General features: G+C 69.9%; 10 protein-coding genes. All 10 read right to left on the bottom strand.

Annotated elements, in window-relative coordinates:
• Window positions 1–38 precede the first annotated feature (38 nt).
• On the bottom strand, window positions 39–1,049 hold the full coding sequence (locus AC16DP_RS26970) for a M23 family metallopeptidase (protein WP_329732541.1): 1,011 nt from the start codon (window positions 1,047–1,049) through the stop codon (window positions 39–41).
• Between the two features lie 12 nt (window positions 1,050–1,061).
• Window positions 1,062–1,820 (bottom strand): hypothetical protein, encoded by a 759-nt coding sequence (locus tag AC16DP_RS26965; protein ID WP_414640785.1) that lies wholly within the window; start codon window positions 1,818–1,820, stop codon window positions 1,062–1,064.
• 151 nt (window positions 1,821–1,971) lie between these two features.
• Window positions 1,972–4,143: a polyribonucleotide nucleotidyltransferase gene (gene pnp / locus AC16DP_RS26960; protein WP_329732540.1), complete on the bottom strand. Its 2,172-nt coding sequence runs from the start codon at window positions 4,141–4,143 to the stop codon at window positions 1,972–1,974.
• A gap of 395 nt (window positions 4,144–4,538) precedes the next feature.
• Window positions 4,539–4,811 carry a 30S ribosomal protein S15 gene (rpsO, locus tag AC16DP_RS26955; RefSeq protein ID WP_043390443.1) on the bottom strand — a complete coding sequence of 91 codons (273 nt, stop codon included), beginning with the start codon at window positions 4,809–4,811 and terminating at the stop codon, window positions 4,539–4,541.
• Between the two features lie 226 nt (window positions 4,812–5,037).
• Window positions 5,038–5,907: a tRNA pseudouridine(55) synthase TruB gene (gene truB / locus AC16DP_RS26950; RefSeq protein ID WP_329732539.1), complete on the bottom strand. Its 870-nt coding sequence runs from the start codon at window positions 5,905–5,907 to the stop codon at window positions 5,038–5,040.
• Window positions 5,908–5,943: 36 nt separating this feature from the next.
• The gene (gene rbfA, locus AC16DP_RS26945; RefSeq protein WP_329732538.1) at window positions 5,944–6,303 is read right to left on the bottom strand and encodes a 30S ribosome-binding factor RbfA; all 360 of its coding nucleotides are present in this window, start codon (window positions 6,301–6,303) and stop codon (window positions 5,944–5,946) included.
• A complete protein-coding gene (locus AC16DP_RS26940) occupies window positions 6,300–6,908 on the bottom strand; it encodes a DUF503 domain-containing protein (protein WP_329732537.1) in 609 nt (202 codons plus the stop codon). Before AC16DP_RS26940 ends, rbfA begins: the two co-directional genes overlap by 4 nt.
• 87 nt (window positions 6,909–6,995) lie before the next feature.
• A complete protein-coding gene (infB, locus tag AC16DP_RS26935; protein WP_329732536.1) occupies window positions 6,996–10,304 on the bottom strand; it encodes a translation initiation factor IF-2 in 3,309 nt (1,102 codons plus the stop codon).
• Between the two features lie 71 nt (window positions 10,305–10,375).
• Window positions 10,376–10,717, bottom strand: a complete 342-nt coding sequence (locus AC16DP_RS26930) for a YlxR family protein (RefSeq protein WP_329732535.1) — start codon at window positions 10,715–10,717, stop codon at window positions 10,376–10,378.
• Window positions 10,718–10,758: 41 nt separating this feature from the next.
• Window positions 10,759–12,447 (bottom strand): transcription termination factor NusA, encoded by a 1,689-nt coding sequence (gene nusA / locus AC16DP_RS26925; RefSeq protein WP_329732571.1) that lies wholly within the window; start codon window positions 12,445–12,447, stop codon window positions 10,759–10,761.
• Window positions 12,448–12,481: the final 34 nt, after the last annotated feature.

Raw genomic sequence — 12,481 nt, 5'->3', positions numbered from 1 at the left:
GTAGCACAATGTGGCCAGGAATCGAGTTCTCGGCCTGTTCAGCGAGAGGACTCGTCCGCCACGGGAGTGGACCTGGGACGGAAGCGCAGCGGGTCCACGGGCTGGGCGGAGAGCTCGAGCTGGTAGTGCAGGTGGGGCCCAGTGGAGCGGCCGGTGTTGCCCGAGCGGGCGATGAGCTCGCCGCGAGCCACGCGCTGCCCGGGCCGGACGAGCAGCTCCGAGTTGTGGCAGTAGGCCGTCGTCACGCCGCGGCCATGGTCGAGGATGAGCACCCGGCCATTCACGCCGTCCTCGCTGGCGCGGCGCACCGTGCCCTCGGCCACCGCGCGCACCTCGGTGCCCACGCGGACGGAGAGGTCCACGCCGGTGTGCAGCTTGCGCGTGCCCAGCACGGGGTGGAGGCGGTAGCCGAAGGGGCTCGTCACCGGGGTGTGCTCCGGCACGGGCCAGGCGAGCCCGAAGGCCGTGGCCAGCGCGAGGGCCTGGGCGGCGGCCACGGTGGCGTCCTCGTAGCCGGGCGGGAGCTGTCTCGCGAGCCGCTCCAGACTCGGAGTTCCCCCCTCGGCCGCCACGCGGGCGGCGGCATAGCGGGCGGGGACGCGGCCGGCGAAGACGGCGGTGAGGCGGGACTCCTCGTAGGGGAAGGCGCTGGCCAGGGACTCGTGCAGCCTGCGAGCGGCGGCGGGGCCGCGGACCTCGTCGAGCAGGGACTCAGAGGGGATGCCCAGCTCCGTGGCGAGCGCGAAGGCGGGAGCCCGGGCCGCGGGCGAAAGGCCCTTGAGCGCCAGGTGGGTGCCATACGCGAGCGCCTCCGAGCCGGTGAAGGGCCGGAGGGGTGGCGCCACGGGGGCGAGCGCGGGCGCGGACACGCCGGAGGAACTGACGCCATCGTAGTAGGCGAGCAACGGCCGGGCGGTGCTCCGGCTCCCGAGGACCCAGGCCGAGGTGCGCCGCACGAGCGCGCCCGCGGGCGTGTGGTGCCAGGCGCACCAGAGGCAGAGGGCGGCCAGGGAGAAGTCGAGCAACCCTCGGACGTGGCGTGGGAACACGGGGCGTCCTCCTCAGCGCACGAAGGACCAGAGGGGCGAGGCATCGAGCGCGGCGGCGAGCGCGAGGGGCGCCACCAGGGCGGAGCCGGGCAGGCCGTAGGCGAAGGCCCGTGCGAATCCGCGAGCGTGCTGCTCGGAGGCGGCGTCGGCGTGCTGGAGGTTGCGCAGAACCGCGCGCCAGCCCAGCCGCCACAGGAGTCCCACCAGGGCCGCGAGCGCGAGGCCCCGGGCCACCCCATCCGCCACACTCTCGCCGAGCAATTCGCGCCACGAGAGGTACACCGAGCCCTGGACGAGCCGCGCCACGGTACAGGCGCCGGCCACGGCCACGAGCGCGGTGGCCAGCGGGCGGATCCACCGCATCGTGGTGGGCTTGCGCAGGCAGCGCCCCAGCATGGCGCGCCACGTGTGGCGCTGCGGGAGCGCGAGGGGGGACCGGACTGGAGACGGCGCCTCCTCGCGGTAGCCGAGCGCGGGCAGAGCGAGCACGACGTCCGCCGTCAGCTCCCAGGCCAGGGCGAGGGCGCGAGCCAGGGTGGTGCGCCGCTCGAGGGAGAGCAGGTCCACGAGGGGCGCGGTGAAGCTGTAGCGGCCCACGATGCGGTCGAACGCGGCATCGGCCAGGTCGACCACGGCGAGGAGCCGGTCATCGAGCGTATCGGCCGCGGCGTGGACGCCCACGGCGATGAGAGCCAGCAGGCCGAGCGGCATGAAGGCCCACCGGAAGTGGCCGAGGAAACGCGAGAGCGCGGTGAAAGGCCCTGGGGACACGCGAGGCTCCGGAGGTGGACCCGCACATCAACGCACGAGCCACCAGGAGGATTTTTCCCGCCAGGAGCCCGCAAAGGAAGAAGCCCTCCCCCGCCGGAGCGGAAAGAGGGCTTCGCGTCACCCACTCCCCATGGGAGAGGGGTGCGCCGGCTCAGGCCTTGGCGCCCGGCTGGGTGGCCCCGGCCTGGGTGGTGTCCGTCGGAGCGGGGGCGGTGCCCTGCTGCGTCGCGGCGCGCTCGGCCATGGCCTCCTTGCGCGACAGGCGGATCTTGCCCGTCTTGTCGATGCTGACGACCTTCACCAGCACCTCATCGCCCTCGTTGAGCACGTCCGACACGCTCTTCACGCGCTTGTCCGACAGCTCGGAGATGTGGATGAGACCATCCGTGCCCGGGAACAGCTCCACGAAGGCGCCGAACTCGGCGATCTTCCGCACCGTGCCCGTGTAGATCTTCCCGATCTCCGCCTCGCGCGTGAGCGCCTGGATCATCGCGATGGCCGACTTCACCGAGTCCACGTTCGAGCTCGCGATGTCCACGCGGCCCGAGTCGTCGATGTTGATGACGGCACCCGTGCGGGCGATGATGTCCTTGATCACCTTGCCGCCCGGCCCGATGACGTTCTTGATGAACTCGGGGCGGATCTGGATGGTGGTGATGCGCGGCGCGTAGGAGCTGATCTCCTTGCGCGGCTCGGCCATCGTCTTGAGCATCTCGCCCAGGATGTGCAGACGGCCCTGACGCGCCTGCTCCAGCGCGCGGCTCATGATCTCCGTGGTCAGCCCGGTGATCTTGATGTCCATCTGGATGGAGGTGATGCCCTTCGAGGTGCCGCACACCTTGAAGTCCATGTCGCCCAGGTGGTCCTCGTCACCGAGGATGTCCGAGAGGATGGCGACCTGATCGCCCTCCTTCACCAGGCCCATGGCGATGCCGGCCACGGGGGCCTTGATGGGCACGCCCGCGTCCATCAGCGCCAGCGTGCCACCGCACACGGAGGCCATGGAGGACGAGCCGTTGGACTCGAGGATGTCCGACACGAGCCGCACCGTGTACGGGAACTTGTCGCTCGGGGGCAGCATGTTGCGCAGCGCGCGCTCGGCGAGGGCGCCGTGACCCACCTCGCGACGGCCGGGGCCGCGCAGGGGCTTGGTCTCGTTCACGCTGAACGGCGGGAAGTTGTAGTGCAGCATGAACCGCTTGAAGGACATGCCGCCGAGCAGCTCCAGCCGCTGCTCGTCCTCGGAGGTCCCCAGCGTGGCCACCACCAGCGCCTGCGTCTCGCCGCGGGTGAAGAGCGCGCTGCCGTGGGTGCGCGGGAGCACGCCCACCTCGTTGGTGATGTCACGCACCTTGTCGTGGCCGCGGCCGCCGATGCGGCCACCGTTCACCGTCAGCGTGCGCATGTGCTCGTACTTCAGGTCCTCCACCACCGCCTTGGCGTGCTTCTCCACCTGGGAGGTGAAGGCCTCGCCCATCTGCTCCTTGAGCTTGGACAGGGCCTCCTTCTTGGCCTTGGAGAGCGCGTCGTAGCGGGCCGCCTTCTCCTTGATGGTGTAGCCCTGGACGATGCCGTCCCAGGCCAGCGCGCGCACCTTCGCCTTCAGGTCCTCGGCCACCGCGGCGACCTTGTCGTAGTTGCGCACCGTCTTGTTCAGCGCGCGCCGCAGCTCGTCCTGCAGATCCAGCGCGGGCTGCACGGCCTGCTTGCCGAACTCGAGCGCGGCCACCATGTCCGCCTCGCTCACCTCCTCGGCACCACCCTCCACCATCACGATGGCCTCGCGGCTGACGGCCATGACCAGGTCGATGTCCGACTGCTCGCGCTGCTTGGAGGTGGGGTTGGCGATGAGCTTGCCGTCCACGCGGCCCACGCGGATGCCGGCGATGGGGCCGTTGAACGGGATGTCCGACACCCACAGCGCCGCGGAGGCGCCGGTAATCCCGTGGATGTCACCCTCGTGCTCCGGGTCCGCGGAGATGACGCTGGTGATGATCTGCGTCTCGTAGGCGTACCCGTCCGGGAACAGCGGGCGGCAGGAGCGGTCCACGATACGGCTGGCCAGCGTCTCCTTCTCCGTCAGGCGCCCCTCGCGCTTGAAGTAGCTGCCGGGGATGCGGCCGGCCGAGTACAGCTTCTCCTGGTACTCCACCGTGAGGGGGAGGAAGTCCACGTCCTTCTTCTCGCGCGCGCTCACCGCGGTGACGAGCAGCATGGTGTCGCCGTAGCGAACCACCACGGCGCCATCCGCCTGCTTGGCCATGTGGCCGGTCTCGATGGACAGCTCGGTCTCGCCAATCTTGACGCTCTTCTTCAGATGCATATCGGTCTTGCCTCGTACTTCCTGGTGGCCCCGCGGACGCGTGCCCTGCCTTTGGACAAAAGAAAGGTGAGGGCCCACGCGCCTCGGTGCGAGGCCTGTGGGGTGGATGCGGTCGCCTGGCCTGGAACAGGCGGATACGGGCAACCGCGGCTGGACTGCGTGGGGGCGCCTCGGAAGCGCCAGAGGGATCGCCGGAGCTTTGATCCCTGATCGCGCGGGCCGACCCGTCTGCTGCACGGGTCGGCCCGTCCGAACGGAAACCAAAACCTCCGTCCAACCACTCCGTTGCTTCTTGCTTCGCCCCGCTCTCTTCCTCGAACTGCGACTCTGAACCGCGACTCCGTAACGACTCGGGGCGCTGACGGATGCCAGCGCCCCGATTCACTGCCGTGGGCCTACTTGCGGATGCCGAGGCCCTCGATGAGCTTCTTGTAGCGGTTGGCGTCCTTGCTCTTCAGGTAGTCGAGCAGGCGGCGACGCTGACCCACCAGCTTCAGCAGACCGCGGCGGGAGTGGTGGTCCTTCTTGTGCGTCTTGAAGTGCTCCGTGAGCATGGTGATGCGCTCGGAGAGCAGGGCCACCTGCACCTCGGGAGAGCCCGTGTCGCTCTCGTGGGTGCGGTACTTCGCGACAACCTCTGCCTTGCGATCCTGATGCAGTGCCGACATGTGCTTCCTTCTTCTTCCCGCTCCGGGGGGTGGGTACTGCGGTCGCCGCGGTCCGCGGAGGGGTACAGACCGGGCTTCCTTCTACTGACGAACCGGGGGCTTATAAGCACCGCCCGTGCGGGCGGTCAACCTGAAGCGCCCGGGCAACTGACTGGAAACGGGCCAGTGGACAGTCCAATGCCCCCGGGACGAGGGGCTCCAGGACGCTCTCCAGGGCTGCAGGGGGTCAGACGAGCACCCGCAGGTACCGCAGCCGGCCGCGCACCACCTCGGCCACGGCGAGCAGCGCGTCCGAGGGGTCCACCACCCGCACCCGGCCGGGATGGGCGGGCGCCTCCACGGGCACGCCATGGGCCACCCGGGCCGCGTCCGCCGCGCTCACCCGCACCGCGGGCAGGTCCGTGAGGGCCTCGGAGATGGGCAGCAGCCGCTTCGCCAGGGCCTCGGGCTCCCGGGCCAGCTCGGCCAGGTCCGCCAGCGGCAGGGCATGCGCCAGGGCGAAGGGACCGCTGTGGGTGCGCCGCAGCGCCTCCAGGTGGGCCCCGCAGCCCAGCGCCCGGCCGATGTCATAGGCCAGCGTGCGCACGAAGAAGCCCTTGGAGCAGCGCACCGACAGGCGGAGCTGGTTGGCGCTGAAGTCGCGCAGCACCAGCTCGTACACCGTCACGTGGCGGCTGGCGCGCTCCACCTCCTCGCCGGCGCGGGCGAGCTCGTACAGCCGCTTCCCACCCACCTTCACCGCCGAGTACATGGGCGGCACCTGCTCGAAGGAGCCGCGGAAGCGGCCCAGCACGTCCTCCAGCAGCGCGGACGTCAGGGCGGGCACCGGAGCCTCGGCCACCACCTTGCCCTCGGCGTCCTGGGTGTCCGTCTCCGCGCCCAGACGCACCACGGCGTCGTAGGCCTTGTCGCCCTCGGTGATGAAGCCGGCCACCTTGGTCGCCTCGCCCAGGCACAGGGGCAGCACCCCCGTGGCCATCGGGTCCAGCGTGCCGGTGTGGCCCACCTTCTTCACCTTGAGCAGACCCCGGACCTGCCGCACCACGTCGAACGAGGTGGGCCCCTTGGGCTTATCGATGACCAGGACGCCGTCCATGCTTCCAATCCTCACCGGCAACCGCACCGTGCGCGGCTACCAGCCTTCCTTGTCCTTCACCTCGCGCAGCAACCGCTCGATGCGGTCACCCCGCTCCAGCGACTCGTCGAAGGTGAAGAACACCTCGGGCGAGACGCGCAGGTTCACCGCCTCGGTGATTTCCCGGCGGATGTAACCCTTGGCCGCCTCGAGACCTTTCTGGGTCTCCTTGCGCTCCTGCTCGCTCCCCATCATCGAGTAGTAGACGCGCGCCGTCTTCAGGTCCGGCGACACCTTCACGCCGGTGATGGTGATGAAGCCGATGCGGGGATCCTTCAGCTCACCCCGGGTGAGCATCCTCCCGAGCGCCGCCTGGATCTCCTGCCCCACCCGCTCCGGCCGATTGCTGGTACTCATTTCTTCTCCCAATCCCTCGGGTTGCGCAGGCTCCGGGCGCGCGCCCGGGCATCATCCAGGGACAGCGGCCCCTGCTGCCGCTCCGTGCCCCGGGCCGGCCGCCCGCTCTCCTGCCCCTGGTGCCGGCGCTCCCAGTCCGCCATCCCCTCGGCCTCGGCCATGGAGCGATCTCCACGGCCCATGCCGGCGATGAGCTCCTCCAGGTCCGCTTCCGGACCCGCCTCATCGTCCGACGCCTCCTCCTCGTCCGATTCCTCGTCGTCCCCGGCCTCGGCCCGTCCAGCGGACCGCGGCGGTCCGGGGGTGTACAGCGTGTCCCCGAAGGCCATGATCTCCGTCTGCCGGGTCAGCAGGGGCGCGACGTACATCTCCTCCACGAAGTGGATGATCTTCTCCATCTGCTCGTCGACGTGGCGGCGCTCGTTGCCCACCACCGCCAGCGCGAGCGTGGCCTTCTGCCAGAGATCCTGGTCATCCACCTCGGCCACCGCCACGTTGAACCGGGCCTTCACCCGTTCCGTTACCCGGCGGAGCACCTGCCGCTTGGCCTTGAGGGAACCGCTCTCCGGAATCTGCAGGGTCAGACGTGCGACGCAGACGAACATGACACTCAGGACCTCGGCCCGGTGACCTCGCCTGGACGGCGGGCCACCGGGTGCATTCCGGTGGTGACGGACAGCGGCCAGAGCGAACTAGCTCAGGCTCGGCCGCGTCTCCTCGATCTCATAGGCCTCGATGATGTCGCCGGGCTTGAGATCGCTGTAGTTCTCGATGCCGATACCGCACTCGAAGCCCTGGGCGACTTCCTTCACGTCGTCCTTGAAGCGGCGGAGCGAGGCCATCTTGCCGGAGAACAACTGCTTGCTGTCGCGCAGCAGGCGGACGAAGGCACCACGCTTCATCACACCGTCGAGCACCGCCGCACCGGCGATGGTGCCCAGCTTCGGCACGTTGAAGGTGTTGCGCACCTCGGCACGGCCCAGCTTGCGCTCGGTGCGGATGGGCTCCAGGAGGTCTTCCATGGCCTTGCGCACACCGTCGATGAGCTCGTAGATGATGCTGTAGGTCTGCAGCGTCACCTCCTGAGCCTTGGCGGCGGCCTCGGTGCCGGACTCGGGCTTGACGTTGAAGCCCACCACGAGGCCCTTGGAAGCGGCCGCGCGCATCACGTCGCCCTCGGTCATCGCGCCCACACCCGAGTGGACGATCTCCACGCGGACCTTGTGGGTGGACAGCTTCTGGACGGCCTCCTTGACGGCCTCGGCCGAGCCCTGCACGTCCGCCTTGATGACGAGGCGCAGCTCCTTGGCACCACCGCCCGCCTTGGTCTTGGCGAACAGCTGCTCGAGCGTCTCGCGGGTGCTGGGCTTGCCCAGCTCCGCCTCACGGCCCTTCATGGCGCGGTGGGAGGCGATCTCCTTGGCCGCCTTCTCGTCGGCCACCGCGTTGAGGGTGTCACCCGCGGTGGGCACACCCGACAGACCGATGAGCTCGGCGGAGTAGCCCGGGAGCACTTCCTTCACGGACTCGCCCCGGCTGTTGTTCATGGCGCGCACGCGGCCGAAGTGCGTACCGGTGACGACGGCATCGCCCACCTTGAGCGTGCCCTCCTGCACCAGCACCGTGGCCACGGGACCGCGGCCCTTCTCCAGCTTGGCCTCGATGATGGCGCCCACCGCCGGACGGCCCGGGTTGCTCGTGAGCTCGAGCACCTCGGCCTGCAGCGCGATGTTCTCCAGCAGCAGGTCGATGCCCATCTTCTGCTTGGCGGACACCGGCACCATGATGGTCTCACCGCCCCACTCCTCGGGGGTGAGCTCGTAGTTGGCCAGGTCCTTCTTCACGCGGTCCGGATTGGCGCCCGGCACGTCCATCTTGTTGATGGCGACGACGATGGGCACCTCGGCGGCCTTGGCCTGCTTGATGGACTCGATCGTCTGCGGCATCACGCCGTCGTCGGCGGCCACCACCAGCACCACGATATCCGTCACGTTGGCGCCGCGGGCGCGCATGGACGTGAAGGCCTCATGGCCCGGGGTATCCAGGAAGGTGATGTCACCGCGCGACGTCTTCACCGAGTAGGCGCCGATGTGCTGGGTGATGCCACCGGCCTCGCCGGCCGCCACGTTGGCGGCGCGGATGGCGTCGAGCAGGCTCGTCTTGCCGTGGTCGACGTGACCCATGACCGTGACCACCGGCGGACGGGTGCGCTCGTCCTCGGGACGCGCCTCCACCTCGGGCAGGAAGTCCTCGACCTCGAAGCCCGCCTTCTCCACGCGCCAGCCGTAGTCGGTGGCGAGCAGCTCGGTGGTCTCCGGATCGATGATCTGGTTGGCCGTGGCCATCTTGCCCAGGCCCATCAGCTTCTTGATGAGCTCGTTGGTGCGCACACCCATGCGCTGGCCCAGGTCGGACACGGAGATGCCCTCCTGGATCTTGATGACCTTCTTCTCCTCGGCCATCTGGGTGATCTGCGTCTTGGCGCCCTTCTTCGTGGGCTTCTTCTTCTTGCCGCGGATGGGGATGGTGACGCGTCCCCACACGAGATCGGAGATCTCCTGCTTGGACGGACCGCCCTCGCCCGCCGGACCGCGCTTGGTGCGGCCCGCCTTCTCCTTGTCCTTGCCCTTGGAGACGTCGACGAGCTCGCGGCCCCGGCCGGCGTGGTCGGGGATGACCCGGAACTCACGCTTCTCGGTGCCGATGGCGCTCTTGCCCGGCGCCATGGGGTACTGCTTGCCCGCGCCACCCGTGGGCGTCACCCGGCGAACCTGGATGAGCGGACGGGAGATGACGACGGCCTGCGTGGCCGTGGGACGCAGCGAGCGCGGATCCTGCGTGACCTGCTGGTGGGGCACACCGCCCACCATCACCTGCTGGCCCGTCTGACCCGGAGCGCCGGGCTGACCACCCGCCGGAGTCCCCGGAGAGGAAGGACGCACCGGACCGGTCGACTGGATACCGCCACTGCGCTGGTACTGGCTGGGCGCGCCACGCTGGTACTGGCCGGAGCCACCGGGACGGCCTCCCTGACCACCAGGGCTACCGGGACGGCCTCCCTGACCACCGGGACCGCCAGGACGGCCTCCCTGACCACCGGGGCCACCGGGACGGCCTCCCTGACCACCGGGACCGCCGGGACGGCCTCCCTGGCCACCGGGACCGCCGGGACGGCCTCCCATGCCCCCGGGACCACCCGGGGAAGAGGTCCGATGCGGACCGGAAGAAGGATGGGCCGAGGGGGTCCGGACAGTGGGTGGAACCGCCGAAGGCGGGCGGGTAGACAAGCTGGGTGACTCCTTGACAGAGGATGGCGGCTGCGCGGCGGCAGCCGGGGGCGGGGTGGCCGCACGGGGCGGCTCCGCGGCCCGTGGCGCCTCAATGGCGGCCGCGGGGGACGACGGCTGCGTGGCGGGGCTGGACGGCTCCGCGGCGGCAGGCTGGGCCTCGGCACGGGGTGCCTCGGCGGGAGGAGCCGGCGCCACGGGGGCGGCCGGAGCCTCGGAAACGGGAGCCGGAGCAGCGGCCCGCGGCGCCTCGACGGCGGAAGCGGGCGGAGCGACGGGAGCGGCCGACACTTCCGGAGCGGCGGCGGGGGGCGGCTGCGACGCAGCGGCCCGTGGGGCCTCGGCGGCGGGAGCCTCGACGGCCCGCGGAGCCTCGGCGACAGGTGCCTCGGCGGCCGGCGCCTCGGCGGCACGCGGGGCCTCGGAGGCCGGAGCCTCGTCATAACCGGCGTCGGAGGACGAGGGAGAGCTCGTCGGCGCCCTGCGGCGCACCACGAATCCCTTGGCCGTCACCGGCGCCGCCGCCTGCTTGGGCTTCCGCTTGTCCAGGATCTTCTGTACGGCAGCGGTGGCCTGATCGTCCTCGAGCGAGGACGAGTGGCTCTTGACGTCGTAGCCGAGCGCGACGAGCTCAGTCACGACCTCTTTGTTGTCGAGCTCGACCCCTTGGTCCTTGAGCTCTTTTGCAATCTCGTGAACGCGCTTCTTCGACATACGTTGCTTGGCCTTTTGCTCCGCCGACTACCGGGCGCAGCACCCTAATCCAAAAATGTGTGCGAGTGGTGCTAACACCCACTCCCCCCGGCCGCTCCACCTCGAGCCGGGCCCGACTCCAACGCCTGTCCCAGGGCCGACGGGTCGACCGCCCCCGCCTTCCCCCGGAAGGCCCTGCCAAAGGCCTTCCGCTTCACCGCCGCCGCCAGGCACCCGGCTCCGCAGAGCCATGCCCCCCTCCCAGGGAGCCGCCTCGCCCGGTCCACCACCACCGCGCCCTCGGGGCTCACCGCCAACCGGGTGAGCTCCGACTGGATCCGCCGGGCGCCGCAGCCGATGCAGCTTCGCACCGGTCCGGCGTTCGCCGGGAGTTCTTCTTTTCTTCTATTACCGGAACGAGCCTTCAGGCGCATCCCCCCTGCCCACCGAGCGAGCTTACGATCTTACCCCGACCTTAGACCAGGGCGCCCGCCGGAGGGGCGGCCGAAGAAGAGGCCCCGCGCTCGGCGTTGAGCTCCGCCCGGAGCTTGGCCTCCTCCACCAGGTAGTTCTCCGCCGCGCTCTTGAGCTGGCGGGCCTTCTTGATACCAACGCCCGGCACGTCGCCCAGTTTCGCCAGGTCCTTCTCGTTGGCGAGGTCCTCGACCGTCTTGTAACCGGCCAGGCCCAGCTGTTCGATCGTCTTTTCGCCCATGCCCCTGACGCGGGCCAGACGCTCCGTCTGACTGAGCTCGTCCGGATGACGGCGCGCCTCGGCCTGGCGGGCCTGCTCGCGCTCGCGCTCCATGCGCGACAGCTCGGCCGCGTCCAGCGACATCTGCTTCCGGGCCTCCTCCTGCATGGCGGGAATCCGCGACGGGTCCATCCCCGGAATCTGGCCCAGCATCTCCGGATTGGCTTCGGCGATGTCCTTCGCCTGACGGAAACCGTGCGCGTAGAGCGTCTCGACCAGCATCTCGTTGACACCCGGAAGGGCGCCCAGCGAACGGTTGGCGAACTCGCGCATCTCGCGCACCCGGCTCTCGCTGTTGATGTCCAGCTTCCAACCGGTCAGCTGTGCCGCCAGACGGACATTCTGCCCGCGCCGGCCGATGGCCAGCGACAGCTGGTCATCCGGGACGATGAGCTCCATGGCGTGGTTGGCCTCGTCGATGATGACGCGGCTCACCTCGGCCGGGGCCAGGGCGGCGCACACGAAGCGCGCCGGGTCCTCGTCGTAGGGGACGATGTCGATCTTCTCGCCGCGCAGCTCCTGCACCACCGCCTGCACGCGGCTGCCCTTCATGCCCACGCACGCGCCCACCGGATCCACGTCCGAGTCGCGGCTGGACACGGCGATCTTCGCGCGCCCACCCGGCTCACGCGCCGCGGCCTCGATGACGACGATGCCCTCGGCGATCTCCGGCACTTCCATCTCGAACAGCTTGGTCAGCAGGTTCACGGAGGCGCGGCTGAGGACGATCTGCGGGCCCTTGGACTCGCGCAGCACGTCCAGCACGTAGGCCTGGACACGGTCACCGGCGCGGTACGTCTCGCGCGGCACCTGCTCGCGCACCGGGAGCACCGCCTCGGCGCGGCCCAGGTCCACGATGATGTTGCCGCGCTCGAAACGCCGGGCGATGCCGGTGACGATCTCGTTGCGCCGGTCCTTGTACTCGTTGAAGACGTTCTCGCGCTCGGCGTCGCGGGTGCGCTGGAGGATGACCTGCTTGGCCGTCTGGGCCGCGATGCGTCCGAAGCCGCGGCGGAACGTCTTCAGCCGGAGGATGTCCCCGTACTGATCGTCCTGCGCCTTGGCCTCCGCCGCGTCCTCGTCACGGTAGAAGATCTGGAACACGAGCTCGTCGCCCGGCTCCACCTCCATGCCCTTCTTGTGCGCCTCGTCGAGGGAGATCTGATTCACCGCCTGGATGGGGTCGGTGATGGTCTCCACCACGGTGATGGCCTGGAAGAGCTCCACCACGCCCTTCTCCGGATCGTACTTCGCCTCGAGGTTGCGCTCCTGGCCAAAGTGCTTCTTGGCCGCGGTCGTCATCGCGTCCTCGAGCGTGGCGATGAGCACGCTGCGGTCGATGCCCTTGTCCTTGGCCACCTGGTCCAGGACGAGGTTGAGGTTGATGTTGGGGTTGGCTGGCGTGGGCATCATCTTCTCCAAAGGTTCCACGGGCGCGCCCGCG

This window comes from Archangium sp. (assembly GCF_057119385.1).
This window is presented reverse-complemented; position numbering and strand designations above follow the sequence as displayed.

What these genes read in the sequence shown, in the direction of transcription:
- truB (WP_329732539.1), bottom strand. Translation starts at nt 5,907, where the DNA reads ATGGACGGCGTCCTGGTCATCGATAAGCCCAAGGGGCCCACCTCGTTC.
- AC16DP_RS26940 (WP_329732537.1), bottom strand. Translation starts at nt 6,908, where the DNA reads ATGTTCGTCTGCGTCGCACGTCTGACCCTGCAGATTCCGGAGAGCGGT.
- rpsO (WP_043390443.1), bottom strand. Translation starts at nt 4,811, where the DNA reads ATGTCGGCACTGCATCAGGATCGCAAGGCAGAGGTTGTCGCGAAGTAC.
- pnp (WP_329732540.1), bottom strand. Translation starts at nt 4,143, where the DNA reads ATGCATCTGAAGAAGAGCGTCAAGATTGGCGAGACCGAGCTGTCCATC.
- AC16DP_RS26930 (WP_329732535.1), bottom strand. Translation starts at nt 10,717, where the DNA reads ATGCGCCTGAAGGCTCGTTCCGGTAATAGAAGAAAAGAAGAACTCCCG.
- rbfA (WP_329732538.1), bottom strand. Translation starts at nt 6,303, where the DNA reads ATGAGTACCAGCAATCGGCCGGAGCGGGTGGGGCAGGAGATCCAGGCG.
- nusA (WP_329732571.1), bottom strand. Translation starts at nt 12,447, where the DNA reads ATGCCCACGCCAGCCAACCCCAACATCAACCTCAACCTCGTCCTGGAC.
- infB (WP_329732536.1), bottom strand. Translation starts at nt 10,304, where the DNA reads ATGTCGAAGAAGCGCGTTCACGAGATTGCAAAAGAGCTCAAGGACCAA.